Here is an 18,639-nt window from a genome sequence, read left to right as displayed (position 1 = left end):
CCCGGCCCGGGCGGCCCGCGTGTCCGCGCTGGCCGCGTGTCCGCGCTGCCGGTGTGCTCGCGCTGTCCGCCAAGGGTTTGGATTAAACAGGTTGTTATACCGGCGAAAGAATCCAAAACCTCGGGCGGCCGGGCGGGGCGGGCGGTCGGGCGGGGCGGTCGCGCGGGCCGAGCCGGGTGCACGGGCGGGCGCGCGGGCCGAGCCGGGTGCACGGGTGCGCAAGCGGGTGGCCGCGCGGGGCGGGCAGGGTGCGCGCGGGCCGAGCCGGGTGCACGGGCGGGGCGGGTGGTGAGCGGGGTGGGCGAGGAGGGCGGGGTCAGGCCTGGGTTAGGAGGGTGCGGACGGCGCGTTCGGCGGCCGGGCCGGTGGTGGGGGCGGCGGGGGGCACGTCCACCGTGATGCCTTGCTCGTACGCCTCGATGACGCGGGGGTCCACGTAGGACGCACGGGCGATCGTGGGGGTGTTGCCGAGGTCCTCGGCCACGGATTTCACAACCTGGGAGATCACCCGGCGGCGGTGCGTGGCCGACGACGGTCGGCCGGCCTTGGACAGGGCCGTGGCGGCGCGCACGGTCGCGTGCCATGTGCGCAGGTCCTTGGCGGTGATCGGGGCGCCGGCGGCCTTCGCCAGGTAGGTGTTGATGTCCGAGGCGTGCAGGGGGCGCATGCCGCTTGTCGACCGGTACGCCAGAAGCCTTTCCGCCGGGCCGCGGACCCGCAGCAACGCGCGGACGGTGACCGCCGCTTTCGGGTCCCTGATGGAGATGTCGTGCTCGATGCCGCCCTTGCCGCAGAACCGGAACCGCATCGTGTCCCGGCCCGCGCTGACGTGGCGGCACTCCAGCGTGGCGATGCCGTAGGTCGGCTCGTCGCCGGCCGCGTACTGGTCGCTGCCGACCCGGAACAGCCCCTGGTCGATCAGGCGTACCGCGAGGGCCAGCACCCGCTTGCGCGTCAGGCGCTTGTCGCTGAGATCCTGGGTCACCTTCCGCCGCACGGCGGCCAGCCGGTCGGCCACGGTCGCGACCCTGGCGAACTTGCGGCGGTCGCGGCGGTCACGCCACACGCGGTGATAGAGGTACTGGCGGCGGCCGGCCGCGTCCGTGCCGACCGCCTGGATGTGGCCCGCCGGGTCCGGGCAGATCCACACGTCGCGCCAGGCCGGCGGGATGACCAGGGCCTCGATGCGCTTGATGATCCGTTCGTCGGTCAGCGTGCGACCGCGGCGGTTGTAGTAGACGAACCCCTTGCCGTACCGCCGGCGGGTGTAGCCGGGCTGGGCCGGGTCACTGCGCTTCAGGCGCATGGAACCTCGGCAGGACCTCCGTGGCGTACATGTCGATGAGCTGTTTGTAGTGCGGGCCGACGGCGGCGACGTGCAGTACGTCGAAGCCGGCCTCGGCGTACTGCGTGGCGAGTTCGAGGTAGGGCTCCGGGTCGGGGCCGCGCGGCATCTTCATCCGGTCGGGGGTGACCAGCGTCGATGCCTGCTCGAAGTGCTCCGGGGTCGGCAGCACCTGGGCCAGTTCGCCCGGCAGGCCCTCGTTGGGCCACAGCCGGTACGCGATGTCCAGGCCCTCGTCGACACTCGGTGCCCAGCAGCCCTTTGTCGCGGCGAGGGTCGGCTTGCCGTGCGTGTTGCCGGTGCCGGCGGCCTCCCGGAACCGCCGTACCGCGTCGGCGTCCGGCTTCGTCGAGATGAACCCGTCGCCGATGTCGGCGGCCAGGTCTATCGCCTTCGGGCCGAACGCGGAGACGTACACGTCCGGTGGGGTGTCCGGAATGGTGTAGAGGCGCGCGTGATCAACGGTGTAGAACCGGCCGTCGTGGTTGACGACCTTGCCGGTCCACAGCTCCCGCATGATCTCGATGGCCTCCTCGAGCATCTGCAGGCGCACTTCGGCGGCCGGCCACGCGTCGCCGAGAATGTGCTCGTTGAGCGCCTCACCGCTGCCGACCCCGAGGTGGAAGCGGCCGTTGGTGAGGACGGCGCTCGTGGCGGCGGCCTGCGCGATGATCGCCGGGTGGATGCGGACGGTCGGGCACGTTACGGCGGTCGTGATCGGCAGGTCGCACACCTGGCTGACCGCCCCGATGATCGACCAGACGAACGGCGACTGGCCCTGCTCGTCGTTCCACGGGTGGTAGTGGTCGGAGACGAACAGCGACGTGAAGCCCGCCTCGGCGGCCAGCCGCGCCTGCTCGACGAGTTCCGCCGGCGTGAACTCCTCGGTGGAAAGGAAGTAACCCATACGCATGGCGTACAGGTGACCCAAAAGCGGCTGGTTAAACGTCCACGGGGGCGGCTAGGGATCCGCGTCGGCGGGGCGCGCGTCCCGGTAACGCCTCAGGAAGGCGTGCACGGCGACATTGGCGATCGGGGTGAGGAAGGCGTTGACGAACCGGGCGGCCACCCCCACGGACGCGATCTCCGCGATCACGCGTTGCTCCACGGTCATGGCGGCCTGCTTCATGGCCGCGAACCTCTTGCGGCCGCTCTTGGCCCGGCGCCGGACGAAGGTCGGCACGTCCTCGTCGTGGGCCAGGCGTTCGAAGACCTTGAGAGCACGCTCATCCCCCAGGCGGGCGAGGAACCGCGCCGCCTGCACCCGGGCGAAGTGGGCCATCAGCCCGCCGTCGGGCGGTGCGGTCCGGGCGATGCGCAGCAGTATCGTCCGGCCGCGGTTGTCGCCGAGCCGCGCCAGGGAGAAGGCGGCACGGGAGACGACGAAGGGCGAGAGGCTGTCGTCGCGGGCGATGGCGTTCAGGATCCGGGCGGCCCGTTCGTCGGCCAGCTTCAGGCCGAGCAACCGCGCGGCCACGATCCGCCCGCTCACGGTCATCGTCGGGTCGTGGGCCAGGTCGTGGAGGAGTTCGGCCGCTCCGGGCGATCCGAGATCGGCGAGCGCCCCGGCGGAGTGCGCCCGGGTCATCGGCAACAGGTACGCGTCGCGGGCCATCGCGTTCAACAGGACGTAGCCGGCCGGCCGGCCACGCTCGGCGAGCTTCAGGGCCAGATAGACGCGCGGATACTCGTACCGACCGCGAAGCAGGCCGGCGTGCTCGGCATCGTCCTTGTCCCTGCCATCCATGAGCGCCGACGCGGGAAGGTCCGTGTCCGACGCCAGGCTCAGCATGAGTTCTTCGCCCTCGTCGGTGCTGAGTTCGGCGAGGGCGACCGCGGCCCGGGCCCGGTCGGACGGCGTGTAGCGCTTCTTGCGTCCCACGGTTCGCCGCAGGTTGTCCGTCGCCCGCCGGACCACGTCCGGTGGCACCTTCGTCCCGAGGCGGACGAGTTCGGCGATGAACTCCGGGCCCTGCACGTACGTGCCGGACGCGAGGTCCTTGAGCACCCCGTGGGCTGACCGGGAGGGCTTGCGCGCGTCGATGAGGAAGCCCAGGAACGACGCTTCGGGCGCGGGCGCTGGTACGGAGAGGTACCGCGCGGCGCGCGTGCGTCGGCGCACGGCGGCGAGGCCATCGCGGAGGACCGCCTCGTGACGCGCGGCGTCCGCGGCGAGTTCCTGGGCCGCGAAGTACTCCGCGATGGAGCCGTGGAAGAAGGCCGCCGGCTCGCCGACGAGCAGGCCGGTGCGCCGCGCGGTGTCAGCCAGGAACGACGACCACGCCTCGTGGGGCACCGGGGCGGGCGGCGCGAGCTTCGGATGCGCGGCGAGGAACGCGTTGACCGCCACGACTCCGGCGTTGTGCTGCCGGACGGCCATCTCCCGTACGACGGCCGGCATGAGAGCGACCGCGCGTCCAGCCGCCGTGACCACGTCCGGCCCGTACCGTTCGAAGGTGGCCTTCGCCTGGCTGAAGGCGCCGCCGGCGCCGGGGGAGTGGAAGCGCTCGGACTGCGACTCGACAAAGCGGGAGATGACGCCGCTGCGGCCGGACGGCAACGGTGCGTCCGGGGCAACGGCGTAGAGGTGGCAGAGCAGAGCGGCCATGAGCGGCACCCGCATGAGGTCGATCAGGCCGGCCCGGGTGGCGGCGAGGGCGAGCGCGTCGGCCGTGGCAGAAGGATCCTCGCCGCCCGCCGCCGTGAACCAGCGGCAGGCGAACTCGTGGATCTGATGCCGGGCGAACGGTTCCAGTTCGTAGCGGGCCGTGCCCTGTCGCAGGCCGGTCTCGCGCCGGTCCGCGAGCGGGCGGGTGCACAGGATGAAGCGGTAGTCCCGGGCGGCGGACAGCAGGCGCAGCACGTGCGCGCGTCCCTCGGGATCGATGATGTCGTCCAGGCCGTCGACGAGGAGGAGCCAGCGACCTCCCGGCCGGGGCGGGGCCTGGAAGAACTCGTCCGGTAGCCGGGCCGTCAGGCCGTGGGCGGACAGTCGCGCCGAGACGGCGCCCGCGAGTGCCTGCGCGAGCGGCGCACCGCCCACGAGGTCGGTCGCCTGCACGTACACCGGAAGTTCGCCCGGCGGGTGAGCGCCGCGCCAGCGGGCTATGCCGGCGGCCTGAAGCGCCCGGAGCAGGCTCGACTTCCCGCCGCCGGGCCCGGCGGTGACGATGGCGCCCGTTGTGGTGGCCAGCAGGTCCTCGCTGGTGATGCGCCCTTGGCCCGCGCGGATGTCGAGCAGGTTGTCAACGCCGTGCCGGTGGAGCGTCTGTGGCACGTAGCTGTCGATCGCCGGGGCCCCGGTCGGCTGTCGCAGGGCGTGCGTGGCGGCGTCGAGATACGCCTCAAGGTGCCACACGTGCGCGGTGACCGTCGTCAGCCGGCCGTGCTCGGCCGGGAGCCCGATCAGGTCGCGGAGCCGTTTCAGGCGACCGCGCGACAGTTTCGGGTCCCCGTACCACCGGTCGACCCGTGTCCCCGTGAGCGTGTCCGGCGGGTCGTTGAGGCGGTGCTCGCTCACCACGCCGATCACGTGGCCCACGGACCAGATGGCCGCGCCGGACATGCCCTCCCACGGCGACGCTTCCGGATCCGGGGCCGGCGCGTCCACGATCAGCTCGAGGCCGCCTTCGCGGCGCCAGGACGCGGGCGCGACGACTCCGCGGGCGTGCCGCGTGTCCCGGAAGATCGCCCCCTGGTGGGTGTGCAGGCGGAACCGGGGAAAGCCGATGGCCTCGGCGGGCAGTGGGTCCACGACCCGTCCGTACGGGACGGGATCGACCTTCGGGCCGCCGGCCAGTGTGACGACCGCGATGTCCAGCGAAGGTTCGTGGAACACCACCTCGCCCTGTTCGATGACCTCGCCGCCGTCCTCGGCGACGAACCTCACCTTCAACCGCTCCTGCGGTTGCACGGCGTGGGCGGCGGTGAGGACCGTGCGCGACCGTACGAGGTAGCCGGAAGCCCGGACGCCGGCCGCCACGATCTGCGCCACCCGGGCAGGGTCGGGTCCGGTCCGCACGGCGTCACTCCTCGCCCGGAACAGCCTGCCCGGACACGCGTGGGTTGGTGCGCTGGCCCCCTGCGTCGATGGTCGGCGTGAGCGTGAGCTTCAGTCGCTGCGTCGCGATGTTCTTGTCGTTGAGGCCCGCCCCGACGTCGACGACCCAGAACTTGATGCCGGCCTTCACGTCGTCGGTCTGTTCCAGGCTGACGCTGACCTCCAGTTCGATCGGACCGAGGTCGAACTGGAGCCGTTGACCTCTCGCCCCGTCGATCGCCCGGTCCAGCTCCGAACGAAGGTTCCTGATGACGTCGGCTAGTTCGATCTTCTCCACGTAACGGACGATATGGGTTCGGGTGGGTGCGAGGAACCATGCATTGGCGTGGATGCTCCACGCGATCAGGTCTTCATCCTCGTGTGTTCATCCGGCGAGAACTGGCCGTACGGCTGGTCGATTGTCGCGGCCGTGCTCAGGCCGGCGGAGGCGTCGACGAGCCAGTCGGCGAGGTACGGGCCGAAGGACGGGCGCACGACAAGCAGGTACTCGTCGTCGGCCCGGTGCCACAGGAGCGCCTGCGTCCGGGCGACGTGGGTCTGGGCGCAGCCGCCGGCGCCGAACCGGTCCGGCCGCAGGTCCAGGGCGCAGCCGAAGGCGAGGAGCCGGCGCGCGTGCGGCCCGGCGACCGCGATCGCGACGCGGGCTGCGGACGTGTCGACCACCGACCACGCGTCGTCGGGAGGCCGGGGAAGGTCGCCGCCGGCCGGGCTCACCAGGAGCGTCTCGTCCGGGCCCAGCCAGAGGGCCGTGTGGGTGGCCGTGACGATTGTCGTGTTGGGCGGCATGGGGGCCGGGCCACGAACCGTGAGCTGGGCGCCCAGGGGGACTTCGGCGATGCGGACGCCGCCGCCGGTACGGTCGGCGACCGCCGCGAACCGGTCCGCGAAGGCCGCGAACGGGCTCGCCGCCGGGCGCGCGTCCGGGAGCGACACGACCGCCTCGGGCGCGTCGCCGTCGCGGCGGGTGTTGTCCGGGTCGTAGAGCACCGGGCTGGTGACCGTGACGCTGGTCGTGCGCAGGCCGGCTCCGTCGAGCAGGGTGGCGTGCAGGCGCTCGCCGTGGCGGTGCCTACCCGAGGTAAGCAGAGCCAGTGCGAACGAGCGGCCCAGCGCCGCGCTGTGGTAGCTCGACGTCACGTGCCCGACCGGGACGCCGTCGGCCACCAGGTGCGATCCTTCCGGCAGGCGCAGCGACGGGTCGTCCGGGAGGACGCCGACGAGGTGCTTGCGGTCGGGACGCGACGTGTCCGGGCGGGCCAGCGACCGTTTCCCCAGGAAGTGGGCTTTCCTGGTCGACACCGCCCAACCGAGCCCGAGGTCGTGCGGCGTGACCGTCCCGTCCGTGTCCTGCCCGATGATCGGGTAGCCCTTCTCGGCGCGCAGGACGTGCATCGTCTCCGTGCCGTACGGCGTCGCGCCCGCGCCGACGAAGGCGTCCCAGAGGGCGGCGCCGGACGACCACGCGACGCTGACCTCGTACGCCAGCTCGCCGGAGAAGCTGATCCGGCACACCCGGGCGGGCAGCCCGGCGACGACCGCGTCCTGCCAGCGCATGAACGGCAGGGAGTGGGTCGTGGCGGGCAGCAGGGTGCGGGCGTGCGGCCCCACCACCGCGATGGTCGACCACCGCTCCGTGACGGACGTGCACCACACCCGCAGGTCGGGCCACTCCGTCTGCAGCCACTCCTCCATCCAGTCGAGCACCCGGGCCGCGTTCCCGGTCGTCGTCGTCACCAGGAAGCGGTCGTCGGCGAGCCGCGCGACCGTGCCGTCGTCGAACACCATGCCGTCCACCCCGCACATGACCCCGTAGCGGATCGCGCCGACGGCGAGCGTGGAGATGACGTTGGTGTAGAGCCGGTCCAGGAACTCGCCCGCGTCCGGGCCGACCAGCTCGATCTTGCCGAGCGTCGAGGCGTCCATGACCGCGACCGAACTGCGCGCCGAACGGCACTCCCGCCGTACCGCCTCGTCCATCGACTCGCCGTCGCGCGGGTAGTACCGCGCCCGTCGCCACTGGCCCACGTTCTCGAACACCGCGCCGAGCGCCACGTGCGCGTCGTGCGCCGCCGTCTGGCGTACGGGGTCGAACAACGCACCCCGGTCGCGCCCCGCGAGGGCCGCGAACAGCACCGGCACGTACGGCGGACGGGACGTGGTCAGCTCGAGACCCGTGCCGGCGGCGAGCGCCGTCAGGAACCCGGACGTCTTGCCCTGGTCGTGGGCGGTCCCCGCGGTCGTGTACCGCTTGACGTGCTCCACCGAGCGCAGCCCCGCGTCCCTGGCGCGCGCGACATCCGCGACGGTCACGTCCCGTTGCAGGTCCACGTACCCGCCCTGCAACGCCGGCACGTGACTCGGCGGTGGCAGGGGCGACACGTACTGCACCGGCCCCCGGTGCCCGTCCGGCACCATCGCGCCCCGCGCGCCGTCGAACCGCAGCCGCCCGCCGGCCTGCGCGTACAGCTGCAGCACCGGACTGAACCCGCCGGCCACCAGCACCGCGTCGGCGTCGTAGCGGCGCTCACCCACCGCGACACCCCGCACCCTGGTCCCGCCGAAAACCTCGATCACCGGGTACGCGTCCCGCGTGTCCACGACCGTGGCGATCTCCATGCCGGCGGCGCCGAGGGTGGCGGCCGCCGCGTGTCCGGTGTCGTTCGTGGTCAGCACGACGGCGCGGCGCCCGACGAGCACGCCGTAGCGGTGCAGGTAGGACACGGCCGCTGAGGCGAGCATGACGCCGGGCACGTCGTTGCCGGCGAACGCGAGCGGCCGCTCGTGCCAGCCGGTGGCCAGCTGGATCCGGCCGGCGCGGACGCGCCACAGGCGCTGGCGCGTACCGCCGGCGCCGGCCGGCAGGTGATCGGTGAGCCGCTGGATCGCGGTCACGAGCCCGTCGTCGTAGAGGCCCAGCGCGGTCGTGCGGGACAACACGGTCGCCGCGGCGGACGACCGGAGCACGGCCAGGTCGTCGGCGATCAGGTCGCGGGTTTCGAACGCGGTACCCAGGTCGAGGGCGGACCCGCCCGGCTCGGGGCGCTCGTCGACGAGGATCACCCGGGCGCCCTCGCGGACCGCCTCCACCGCGGCCGACAGGCCGGCCGGGCCTCCGCCGACGACGAGCACGTCGCAGTGCGCCCAGACGGCGTCGTAGCGGGCCCGGTCCGGGCCGGTCAGCCGGCCCCGGCCGGCGAGCGGCTCCGCGACCAGGCCGTCGACCAGCTCGACCGTGGTGGCCGTCCGCATGGGCTCCACGTAGGGGGCGCTGACCCGCACGAGGGCGGTCGGCTCCTCGCTGCCCGCGGTGAGGATGCCGCGCGGGCGGCCGTGGTTCACGGAGGTCGAGACGTGGTGGATCCCGTTGGCCAGCAACGCGGAGGCCAGCGTGTCTCCCGGGTACCCCTCGTAGGAGACGCCGTCGAAGACGAAGCGCAGCACCCGGGCGCGGTCGACGCGGCCCGCGGACCGGTGCCGCCGGTTCATGCCGACCACTCGTTCGTCGCGGTGTCGCGGCGGACCGTGAACCAGCGGCGGCAGCCGGCCGCGTGCGACCAGCGCTCCTCCCAGCCGCCCTTCGGGTTGGCGCGGACGAACAGGTAGCGGCCCCACTCCTCGTCGGTCAGGGCGCCCGGATCGGCCGGGTAGGTCACGCCCGCCTGGCCGCCGTAGTGGAACTCCGTCTCGTTGCGCGGCCCGCACCAGGGACAGCGGATGAGCAGCACGGCATGGACTCCGTTCAGTGCGCCACGGCGGCGGCGCCGTGCTCGTCGACGAGGGCCCCGGTGGTGAACCGCTCCAGGGCGAACGGCACCGCGAGCGGGTGGGGGCGGCCGTGCGCGATCGTGTCCGCGTAGACGTCGCCGATGCCCGGGGTGGCCTTGAAGCCGCCGGTACCCCAGCCGCAGTTGATCATCAGGCCGTGGATGCCGGTCGGGCCGATGATCGGCGAGGCGTCGGGGGAGACGTCGACGACGCCGCCCCAGGTCCGCAGCACGTGCGCGCCCGCGAAGACCGGGAACAGTTCCAGGGCGGCGGCCATCTGCGCCTCGATGACGTGCGGGCCGCCGCGCTGGGTGTACGAGTTGTACGCGTCGATGCCCGCGCCCATGACCAGCTCGCCCTTGTGCGCCTGGCTGACGTACACGTGGACGGCGTTCGACATGACGACCGTCGGGTGGACGGGTTCGAGCAGCTCGGACACCAGCGCCTGGAGCGGGTGGCTCTGCAGGGGCAGCGGCAGGCCGACCAGCTCGGCGAGCACGCTCGTGTGGCCGGCGGCCGACAGCGCGACCGTGGACGCGTGGATGTCGCCCCGGTTGGTGCGCACCCCGGTCACCCGCGAGCCGGACCGCACGAACCCGGTCACCTCGCAGTTCTCGATCAGGTCGACGCCCAGCCGGTCGGCGGCCCGGGCGAAGCCCCAGGCCACGTGGTCGTGCTTGGCGATGCCGGCGCGCGGCTGGAACGTGGCGCCGAGCACGGGGTAGCGGGCGTCCGGGTCCACGTTCACGATCGGGCAGACGTCCAGGATCCCGGCCGGCGACAGCCAGTCGGCGTCGATGCCGGCGAGCCGGTTGGCGTGCACCCGCCGCACCCCGTCGCGGACGTCCTGCTCCGAATGGGCCAGGTTCAGCACGCCGCGCTGGCTGAACAGCAGCGGATAGTCCAACTCCGCCTCAAGGCCCTCCCACAGCGCGAGGGCGTGTTCGTAAATGCCGGCGCTGGGCTCCCACAGGTAGTTCGACCGGATGATCGTCGTGTTGCGGGCCATGTTGCCGCCCGCGAGCCAGCCCTTGTCGAGGACGGCCACGTCGGTGATGCCGTGCTTGCGGGCCAGGTAGTACGCGGTCGCCAGCCCGTGCCCGCCCGCGCCCACGACGACGACCTCGTAGGCCCGCTTCGGGGTGGGGTGGCGCCACAACGTCGTCACGCGCGCAGCCTCGTCATGGCCGGGTCGAACAGCGGGGCGTTCGCCACGACCGCGTCGACGCGCTCGTCGAAGTAGCCGATCTGCACCTCGCGCCCCGGCACGGCCAGCGCCGCCGGCAGCCAGGCGTAGGCGATCCCCTTGCCGACCGTGTACCCGTACCCCGCGCTGGTGACGTAGCCGACGCAGCCCGTCCCGTCGTACACGGGCTCCCTGCCCATGACCACGTCGACCGGGTTGTCGATGGTCAGGCAGGCCAGCCGCCGTCCCGGCCCGGCCGCGGCGCGCAGCAGCAGCGCGTCGCGCCCCACGAACTCCCGCCCGTCGTCGAGCTTCACGGCGAAGTCCAGCCCCGCTTCGTACGGGTCGTGCTCGTCGGTCATGTCGAGCCCGTACGCCCGGTAGCCCTTCTCCAGGCGCAGGCTGGTGAACGCGCCCCGGCCGGCGGCGATCGCGTCGTGGTCGCGGCCGGCCGCCCACAGCGCGTCCCACAGGGCCAGCCCGTGGTCGGCGGTCGTGTACAGCTCGTAGCCCAGCTCGCCCACGTAGGACAGCCGCAGCGCGGTGACCGGCGCGGCGCCGATGTGGGTGCGGCGGCCCTGGAAGTAGCGCAGCCCGGCCAGGTCCGGGGTCAGCTCGCGCAGCAGGTCGCGGGCGCGCGGGCCCCACACGCCGACGCAGCAGGTGGCGCCGGTGATCTCGGCGATGTGGACCGGGGCGGCGACCGCGTCGGCGTGGCGGGTCAGCCAGTCCAGGTCGAGGTGCGAGTTGACCCCGATCTGGTAGTGGTCGGCGCCCAGCCGGGCCACGGTCACGTCGCTGCGGATGCGCCCGTCGGCGTCGAGCAGCAGGGTGTAGGTGACCGAGCCGACCGCCTTGTCCACCGTTCCGGTCGTGAGCCAGCGCAGCAGCGTGGTCGCGCCCGGACCCGTGATCTCCAGGCGGCGCAGCGGCGTCATGTCGTAGAACGCGACCGCCGACCGGGTGTGCAGCGCCTCCGCGCCGACGATCGGCGACCAGTGCCGCGCGGCCCAGTCGTTGGGCACCGGCACGGCGTACCGGCCGAGCAGGCCCGCGTTCGCCTCGAACCACTGCGGGCGCTCGTAGCCGCCGGCCTCCAGGAAGTATCCGCCCAGCTCCTGGTGGCGTGGGTGGAACGGGCTCGTGCGCATCGGCCGCAGCTCGACCATCGGGTCGAGCGGGTGCAGCACGTCGTACACCTCGACGTAGTTGCGCTTGTTCTTGGTCTCGATGTAGACCGGTCCCAGCTGGTACGGCTCGAAGCGGTTCACGTCGCACTCGTGCAGCGCGAACGACTCGCTGCGCCCCTCCACCAGCCACTCGGCCACCGCCCGGCCGACGCCGGCCGAGTGGGTGACCCACACGGCCTCCGCCACCCAGAACCCGGCGACGCCGCGTGCCTCCCCGAGCAGCGGCAGGTTGTCCGGCGTGAACGAGAACAGCCCGTTGATGCCCTCGGCGACCCGCGCGTCGCGCAGCGCGGGGATCAGCGCCTGCGCCCCGGCCCAGCCGGGGGCGAAGTCGTCCGGCGTGAAGTCGAGCTCGGAGCCTTCGATGTCCTCCGGCGCGACCGGGATCGGGTCGTGGCCGTAGTAGCCGACCCCGAGCCGGTCGAAGCGCTCCCGCAGGTACAGGTCCGCGCCCTGGTGCCGCAGGATCGGGCGGGTCGCCTCGCTGGTCGGGTCCAGGGCCGGCAGGGGGGTCGACCAGGCGAGCTGGTGCGCCAGCGGCGTCAGCGGCAGGGTGACCCCGACCATGCCCGCGATGATCGGGCCCCAGATGCCGGCCGCGCAGACCACGATGTCGGCCGGGAGGTCGCCCTGGTCGGTCACCACGGCGGTCACCCGGGGCCGCCCGTTGGCGCCCAGGTCGCTGTCCGTGGTCGTGCGGATGTCGAGCACCCGGTGCCGGTCCAGCACCCGTACGCCTCTGCGCCGCGCGCGGTCGAGCTGGGCCCCGACCGCGTCGACCGCGTGGACGAGGCCGTCCGACGGCACATAGAGCCCGCCCAGCACCACGGAGGGGTCGAGCAGGTCGTGCTTGTCGACCGTCTCGGTCGCGTCGAGCACGTGCGACAGCAACCCCCACGAGGTGGCCCAGCCGTGCCGTCGGTGCAGCTCCGCGAGCCGCTCGCTCGTCGTGGCGACTTCAAGACTTCCCGTACGGGTGAAGCACGGCCGCCCCTCGTGCGACATCGCGCCGAGCTTCTCGACGGTGTAGCGGGCCAGTCGCGCCATGGTCTTCACGCTGTTGACCTGGAACACCAGCCCGGGCGCGTGCGAGGACGAGCCGCCGGGCCTGGGCAGCGCGCCCTGGTCGACGACGGTCACGTCCGTCCACCCGCGCACGGACAGCTCGTCGGCCAGCGCCGCCCCGACCACCCCGGCGCCCACGATGACTACCTTCACCGCCCGCCTTCCCGGGCATGAGGCGCCCTGAGCAACACGTGCGAATGCCGCAACAAGCGTCCCGGCCACTCACGGGCCCTGTCAACGCCCGAGGTGGTGAAGGTCGGGCGCCGAGGTATCTATCGGCTGATGGGGCGGGCGCAGTTTTGTGGACATCGTGTGGAAGCGCTGTGGAAGCTCTGTAGCAGCACGGTGCTCGACGTGCGGTGTGGGCCGCGCGCCGGACTCAGTCGTCCTTGCGGGACTGACGGCGGGACTCGCGGTAGGCCGCGCGTTGTTCCTCGTTGTGGTCCGGGTCGATGAAGCTGCGGATCGTGCGGGCCAGGCACACCGCGCCCCACGGGCCGATCACCCAGACGGGCCAGAAGTACTGCCAGTGCCAGCCGCTGCCGGCGGCGGACGAGGCCGCCCAGACACCGGTGCAGATGACGGACGTGGCCAGCCAGGAGCCCCACATGCCGGCCAGCCAGCGCCGGGGCGGGTCGGCGTCAACGGCGCCGGCCACGGCCGGCTCGGCGGCGGGCGCGCGCGGGGCGAGCTGCGAACGGGCCTCGGGCGCGACCGGCGGGAGATCGTCGAGCAGCCCGTCGAGGTCGCCGTACGTCCTGGCGGCGTACGCCTTCTGCAGGCGCTCGTCATACTCGTGCAGGTCGAGGCGCCCCTCGTCGACCGCCTCGCGGAGGCGGTCCGCGACGGCCTGCCGGTCGGCGTCGGCGGCCCGCATTTTTGCTCGTTCGTCCACGCCCATGAGCATGCCACCAATGCGCACGGGCCGGTCGCTGGGACAGCGACCGGCCCGTGCCACGACCTACTTGAGCCAGGCGGCGACCTTGTCGGCGTTCGCGTCCACCCACTTCTTGGCCGCGTCCTCGTAGGAAACCTTCTTGGAGATGTCGATGGCGACCGAGTTCTGGTCGTCGTTGGTCCACTGGAAGTTCTTGATGAGGTTCACCGCGGGGCTGTTCGAGTCGGCGAACTTCTTGCTCACGATCTTGTCCAGGTCGTACGGCTGGTAGTCGCAGGCGACCTTCTTCGGGTCCGCGTCACAGCCCGGGGTGTACGGGGGCAGGTTGACGTGCGCCAGGGCCACGTCGGAGAGGAACCACTGCGGCTCGTAGAAGTACCCGATGAGCCACTGCTTCTGCTCCTCGGCCTTCTTGAACGCGGCGATGAGCGCGTCCTCGCTGCCGGCGTACACCACCTTGAAGTTGAGGCCCAGGTTCTTCACGAGCGCCTCGTCGTTGGTCACGTACGACGGGTCGCCGTCCAGGAGCTGGCCCTTGCCGCCCGACTCCGAGGTGGCGAACTTGTCGGCGTACTTGTTGAGGTTCTTGTAGTCGAGAACGTCGGGGTACTCCTTGGCCAGCCACGGCGGCACGTACCAGCCGATGATGCCCTTGTTGCCGGTCAGGCCGCTCTCGACCGCGACCTTCTGCTGCTCGATGTACTTCTGCTTGAGGTCGTTGTGGCCCCAGTTCTCGAGGATGACGTCGACCTGGCCGTTGGCGAAGCCCTGCCAGGACACCTCCTCGGTCAGCTCCTTCAGGGTGACCGTGCAGCCCAGCTTCGTCTTCGCGACGTACTGCACGACCGCCGCGTTGGCCTCGTAGCCGACCCACGGGTTGACCGCGATCGTGAACGGGTCGCACGGGACGGCGCTCGCCGAGGCCGGTGCCTCCGTCTGTTCGATCTTCTTGCCACAGCCGGCGAGCACCAGGGCCGCCACGGTGACGCCCGCCACCGCGGTGGCCCAGCGTGTACCTACCTTCACCTCACACATCTCCTTGTGTCGTGGACAGAGGGCTTTGGATGGGACGTCGTTGCCGCGCCGCGGCACCCTGGGCGATGCGGTCCAACATCAGCCCCAGCAGGACGATCGCGAAGCCGGCGGCCAGGCCCTTGCCGAACACCCTGTTCTGCACCAGGCCCGCGACCACGAGATAACCGAGGGCGCCGGCGCCGACGAGGCCGCCCACGACGACCATCGAGAGCACGTAGTTGAGGCCCTGGTTGGCGGCGAGCGCGACCGCGCGGACGGCCAGCGGCAGCTGCACCTTCGCGACGAGCTGCCGCGCGGTCGCGCCGCTCGCGGTGGCCGCCTCGACGACCGTGGCGGGCACCTCGCGGATGCCGGCGGCGATCAGCTTGATCGCGACGGGGGCGGCGAAGACGACGGCCGCGACGATCGCGGTGAACCGGGTGGGGTCGAACAGCGCCACGCACGGCACCAGGTAGACGAACGCCGGCATGACCTGCGCCGCGTCCAGCACGGGGCGCAGCAGGCGGTCGGCCCGGTCGCTGCGGCCGAGCCAGACGCCGAAGATCAGCCCGACGATCAGCACGAGGGCGGTCGCGATGAGGGTGATGGTCAGCGTCTGCATGGCCGCCTCCCACAGCCCGGTCGCGATGATCAGGCCCAGGCAGGCCGCCACGATGGGCAGGGTGCGCGGGCCCGCGACGATCCAGGTGACGGCCAGCACGGCGGCGGCGACCAGCCACCAGGGCGACTGGGCCAGCAGCGCTTCCAGCGGGTTGATCAGCCCGTACGTGACGGCGTTCTTCACCGCGCCGGTCACGTCGACCAGGTTGAGTCGCACCCACTCGGCGGCGGCGTTCACGCCGTCGGCCAGCGGGGTGCCCAGGTAGCCGCCGACCGTCGGCCCGGGGAACAGGGCCGCCCAGTAGAACGTGTACGACAGGTAGGCCGCGACCGCGGCCAGGGCGGCGGCGCCCAGCAGCAGCGAGCGGCGCCGGCGGACGCGGCGCCCGGCCCGACGGACCGCGCCTGTGGTGATCCGGTCGAGCACCACGGCCATGATGACGATGGCCAGCCCGGCCGCGAACGCGCCGCCCGTGTCGTGGATGCGCAACGACTGCAGCACGGTCGAGCCCAGGCCGGGCGCGGCGATGAGGGCCGCGATCGTCACCATGGACAGCGCGCACATGGTCGTCTGGTTGATGCCCACCGCGATCAGGCGGCGGGCGGCCGGCAACCGCACCGTGCGCAGCAGTTGCCAGCCGGTGGCGCCCAGCGATCGGCCGCTCTCCAGTGCGGCGGCGCTCGCGCCGGACACGCCCAGCGCGGTCACCCGCACGACCGGGGCCAGCGCGAAGATGACCGTGGCGATCACGCCCGTGGCCGGGCCGATGAGGAACAGCAGCGCCAGCGGCGCCAGATAGGCGAACGTCGGCATGGTCTGGGTGAGGTCCAGCACCGGGTTCACGAGGCGGGCCACGCGGGGCGCCAGCCCCAGCAGGACACCCAGCGGCACCCCGATGACGACACAGATGAGTACGGCCGTGAGCGTCAGCGCGAGCGTGTCCATGCTCTCGCGCCACAGCCCGAGCAGCCCGAAGCTGGCGAAGCCGGCCGCCGCCAGGGCCGCGATCCGGGGCCCGGCCAGCCAGTACCCGAGCAGGGCGACCAGCCCGACGACCCCGAGCCAGCCGATCACCGGCACCGGCCGGCCGTACGCGGGCTGGCTGAGCAGCGACAGCAGGAGCGTGGCGAGCCCGTCCACCGCCTGGCGGATCGTCTCGATGACCCCCGTGAAGAACGGGTTGTCGGCCCGGTGGGCGTCGACCCAGTCGCGCAGCTCGTTGAGGCGGTCGTGGGCGGGCGTCAGGTCGGAGGTCGGCAGGCTCAGCGTGTCGCGCCCGCGCAGCGGGAACCACGCGACGACCCAGGCCGCGAGGACGCCCGCCAGCAGCCACCCCCGCCGGGGCCGGCGGGCGCTCATGGGCGCGCGGGTCGGCACCGGCGCCGGCGACGCCGCGGAGACAGTGGCCATCAGGCCGCCCCGGCGGCGGTGACGGCGGGCGTGCCGCCGGGGCGCGTGGTCGCGTCCTCGGCCACGATGACGCGCAGGATCGCGTCCTGGTCGACGACGCCCAGCAGCTCGCCGTCCTCGACCACGCGTACGGGCGCGGTCGAGGAGAGCACCGTGCGCACCGCGTCCCGCACGACCACGTCCGCGCCCAGCTCCGGGCCGTCGAGCGCGTCGTCCGGGCGGCGGGCGCGCAGCACCCAGCGCAGCGTCAGCACGTGCGAGCGCGGCACGTCGGCGACGAAGTCGCGCACGTAGTCGTCCGCGGGGGCGCCCACGACCTCGTCCGGCCGGCCGACCTGCACCGTCCCGCCGTCGCGCATGATGAGGATCCGGTCGCCGAGCCGCAGCGCCTCGTGCAGGTCGTGGGTGATGAAGACCATGGTCTTGCCGACCTCGCGGTGCAGCCGGATGACCTCGTTCTGCATGTCGCGGCGGATCAGTGGGTCCAGGGCCGAGAACGGCTCGTCGAAGAGCAGGATCTCGGGGTCCACGGCGAGCGCGCGCCCCAGGCCGACCCGCTGCTGCATGCCGCCGGACAGCTGGTCGGGGTACGCGTCGTCGTAGCCGTGCAGGCCGACCAGCTCCAGCACCTCGGCGGCGCGGCGGTACCGTTCCGCGCGGCCCGTGCCGCGGATCTCCAGGCCGTACGCGACGTTGTCGAGGACGCGCCGGTGAGGGAGCAGGCCGAAGTGCTGGAACACCATGCCGATCCGGTGCCGGCGCAGGTCGCGCAGCCCGCGCGCGTCGAGGGCGCCCACGTCCACGCCGTCGAGCAGCACCTGCCCGGAGGTCGGCTCGATGAGCCGGTTCATGCAGCGCACCAGCGTCGACTTGCCGGAGCCGGACAGGCCCATCACCACGAACAGCTCGCCCGGGCTTACCCGGAAGGAGATGTCGCGCACGGCGGCGACGCAGCCGGTCCTCGCGAGCAGGTCCGCCCGGGACAGGTCGGCGAGCGGCGTGCCGACGACCCGGTCGGCGCGTGGCCCGAACACCTTCCACAGATGCCGCACGTCGAGCGTGGCGTCGCCGCTCACCGGCTGCCCACCGTGGCCTGACCCATCCGGTGGGCCAGCACCTGCTCGATGAGCGCGACAAGGACGCCCTTGACGGACGCGCGCTGGCGCGCGTCGCACTCCACGATCGGCACGTAGCTGTCGACGCCGAGCGCCTCGCGCACCTCGGCCAGGTCGAACCGGGGCGCGTGGTCGAACGTGTTGATCGCCAGCAGGAACGGCATGTTCCGCTCTTCGAAGAAGTCGATGGACGGGAAGCTGTCCTCGATGCGGCGGGTGTCGACGAGGATCACCGCGCCCAGCGCGCCGTCGACGAGGTCCTCCCACAGGAACGAGAACCGGTCCTGGCCGGGCGTGCCGAACAGGTAGAGCACCAGCGTGGAGTCCAGGCCGATGCGGCCGAAGTCCAGCGCCACCGTGGTGGTGGTCTTGCCGTCGACGCCGGTGGTGTCGTCCACGCCGATGGAGATCTCGGTCATGTCGGCCTCTGTCACCAGTGGCTCGATCTCCGAGATAGCGCCGACGAAGGTCGTCTTGCCGACGCCGAAGCCCCCGCTGATCACGATCTTCACCGACATGGGCGGTGAGGGTTGGCTAGAGCGCCCGAACACGATCCCTGATCCTCTCGATGATGTCGATGGGAAGCTCGACGTGCTCGTGGCACGTCACGTAGCCGTCGGCGGCCAGGTCGGCGATGAGCACCTTCGTCACCCCGATCGGTACGCCGAGGCCGGAGGCGATCTCGGCGACCGACCGCGGCGACTGGCACATCGTCACGATCTGCTGCGCCTCGAAGCGCAGCGGCGCGTGCGCGGCCCACGGCTGCGCGCTGATGAGCGTCTCGACGCGCAGCCCGTCCCGCAGCGGGTGCGTCCGGCCGCCGGTCACGAAGAACGGCCGGATGAGCGGGTCGTCCGGCGACCGGGGCGGCTCCGGCGGCGGTCCGTCGTCGTCCGCGGCGTGCCGCGGCGCCGGCGCCTGCCACTGCGGGATCATCCGCGGATCCGGCAGCCTCGGCCCTATGTCGCC

The 18,639-nt window shown here is 72.6% G+C and carries 14 protein-coding genes; all 14 read right to left on the bottom strand.

Annotated elements, in window-relative coordinates:
* Nucleotides 1-316: 316 nt before the first annotated feature.
* The 14 genes from ABD191_RS15335 to ABD191_RS15270 all read right to left on the bottom strand — a co-directional run bounded on the left by ABD191_RS15335 (nucleotide 317) and on the right by ABD191_RS15270 (nucleotide 18,606).
* Nucleotides 317-1,306: a DNA topoisomerase IB gene (locus ABD191_RS15335; protein WP_344082032.1), complete on the bottom strand. Its 990-nt coding sequence runs from the start codon at nucleotides 1,304-1,306 to the stop codon at nucleotides 317-319.
* Nucleotides 1,287-2,252 (bottom strand): TIGR03557 family F420-dependent LLM class oxidoreductase, encoded by a 966-nt coding sequence (locus ABD191_RS15330; protein ID WP_344082030.1) that lies wholly within the window; start codon nucleotides 2,250-2,252, stop codon nucleotides 1,287-1,289. The genes ABD191_RS15335 and ABD191_RS15330 overlap by 20 nt, the downstream gene beginning before the upstream one ends.
* Nucleotides 2,253-2,306: 54 nt before the next feature.
* A complete protein-coding gene (locus ABD191_RS15325) occupies nucleotides 2,307-5,366 on the bottom strand; it encodes a trypsin-like peptidase domain-containing protein (RefSeq protein WP_344082026.1) in 3,060 nt (1,019 codons plus the stop codon).
* Nucleotides 5,367-5,370: 4 nt separating this feature from the next.
* Complete coding sequence (locus ABD191_RS15320) at nucleotides 5,371-5,682, bottom strand: trypco2 family protein (protein ID WP_344082024.1); 312 nt, start codon at nucleotides 5,680-5,682, stop codon at nucleotides 5,371-5,373.
* A 65-nt stretch (nucleotides 5,683-5,747) separates the two neighbouring features.
* Nucleotides 5,748-8,891, bottom strand: coding sequence for a 2Fe-2S iron-sulfur cluster-binding protein (locus ABD191_RS15315; RefSeq protein WP_344082023.1), 3,144 nt, complete (start codon nucleotides 8,889-8,891; stop codon nucleotides 5,748-5,750).
* On the bottom strand, nucleotides 8,888-9,130 hold the full coding sequence (locus tag ABD191_RS15310) for a sarcosine oxidase subunit delta (RefSeq protein ID WP_344082021.1): 243 nt from the start codon (nucleotides 9,128-9,130) through the stop codon (nucleotides 8,888-8,890). Before ABD191_RS15310 ends, ABD191_RS15315 begins: the two co-directional genes overlap by 4 nt.
* A 14-nt stretch (nucleotides 9,131-9,144) precedes the next feature.
* Nucleotides 9,145-10,338: a sarcosine oxidase subunit beta family protein gene (locus tag ABD191_RS15305; protein WP_344082019.1), complete on the bottom strand. Its 1,194-nt coding sequence runs from the start codon at nucleotides 10,336-10,338 to the stop codon at nucleotides 9,145-9,147.
* On the bottom strand, nucleotides 10,335-12,764 hold the full coding sequence (locus ABD191_RS15300) for a GcvT family protein (protein ID WP_344082017.1): 2,430 nt from the start codon (nucleotides 12,762-12,764) through the stop codon (nucleotides 10,335-10,337). Before ABD191_RS15300 ends, ABD191_RS15305 begins: the two co-directional genes overlap by 4 nt.
* A gap of 226 nt (nucleotides 12,765-12,990) precedes the next feature.
* Complete coding sequence (locus ABD191_RS15295) at nucleotides 12,991-13,512, bottom strand: DUF1707 SHOCT-like domain-containing protein (protein ID WP_425560724.1); 522 nt, start codon at nucleotides 13,510-13,512, stop codon at nucleotides 12,991-12,993.
* A 60-nt stretch (nucleotides 13,513-13,572) separates the two neighbouring features.
* Nucleotides 13,573-14,535, bottom strand: a complete 963-nt coding sequence (locus ABD191_RS15290; protein ID WP_425560722.1) for an ABC transporter substrate-binding protein — start codon at nucleotides 14,533-14,535, stop codon at nucleotides 13,573-13,575.
* Nucleotide 14,536: 1 nt separating this feature from the next.
* On the bottom strand, nucleotides 14,537-16,555 hold the full coding sequence (locus ABD191_RS15285) for an ABC transporter permease (RefSeq protein ID WP_344082015.1): 2,019 nt from the start codon (nucleotides 16,553-16,555) through the stop codon (nucleotides 14,537-14,539).
* On the bottom strand, nucleotides 16,555-17,631 hold the full coding sequence (locus ABD191_RS15280) for a quaternary amine ABC transporter ATP-binding protein (protein ID WP_344082013.1): 1,077 nt from the start codon (nucleotides 17,629-17,631) through the stop codon (nucleotides 16,555-16,557). Before ABD191_RS15280 ends, ABD191_RS15285 begins: the two co-directional genes overlap by 1 nt.
* On the bottom strand, nucleotides 17,628-18,221 hold the full coding sequence (locus ABD191_RS15275) for a GTP-binding protein (protein ID WP_425560721.1): 594 nt from the start codon (nucleotides 18,219-18,221) through the stop codon (nucleotides 17,628-17,630). Before ABD191_RS15275 ends, ABD191_RS15280 begins: the two co-directional genes overlap by 4 nt.
* On the bottom strand, nucleotides 18,205-18,606 hold the full coding sequence (locus tag ABD191_RS15270) for a DUF742 domain-containing protein (protein WP_344082008.1): 402 nt from the start codon (nucleotides 18,604-18,606) through the stop codon (nucleotides 18,205-18,207). The genes ABD191_RS15275 and ABD191_RS15270 overlap by 17 nt, the downstream gene beginning before the upstream one ends.
* Nucleotides 18,607-18,639: the final 33 nt, after the last annotated feature.

The organism is Luedemannella helvata, assembly GCF_039528415.1.
In the GTDB taxonomy this organism is placed as follows: Bacteria; Actinomycetota; Actinomycetes; order Mycobacteriales; family Micromonosporaceae; genus Luedemannella; species Luedemannella helvata.
Note: the sequence above shows the minus strand (reverse complement) of the source record. Positions and strands in the feature narration are given on the sequence as shown.

Excerpts from the sequence above, each read along its gene's own strand:
- ABD191_RS15330 (WP_344082030.1), bottom strand. The coding sequence starts at position 2,252 with ATGGGTTACTTCCTTTCCACCGAGGAGTTCACGCCGGCGGAACTCGTC.
- ABD191_RS15315 (WP_344082023.1), bottom strand. The coding sequence starts at position 8,891 with ATGAACCGGCGGCACCGGTCCGCGGGCCGCGTCGACCGCGCCCGGGTG.
- ABD191_RS15295 (WP_425560724.1), bottom strand. The coding sequence starts at position 13,512 with ATGGGCGTGGACGAACGAGCAAAAATGCGGGCCGCCGACGCCGACCGG.
- ABD191_RS15285 (WP_344082015.1), bottom strand. The coding sequence starts at position 16,555 with ATGGCCACTGTCTCCGCGGCGTCGCCGGCGCCGGTGCCGACCCGCGCG.
- ABD191_RS15335 (WP_344082032.1), bottom strand. The coding sequence starts at position 1,306 with ATGCGCCTGAAGCGCAGTGACCCGGCCCAGCCCGGCTACACCCGCCGG.
- ABD191_RS15270 (WP_344082008.1), bottom strand. The coding sequence starts at position 18,606 with ATGATCCCGCAGTGGCAGGCGCCGGCGCCGCGGCACGCCGCGGACGAC.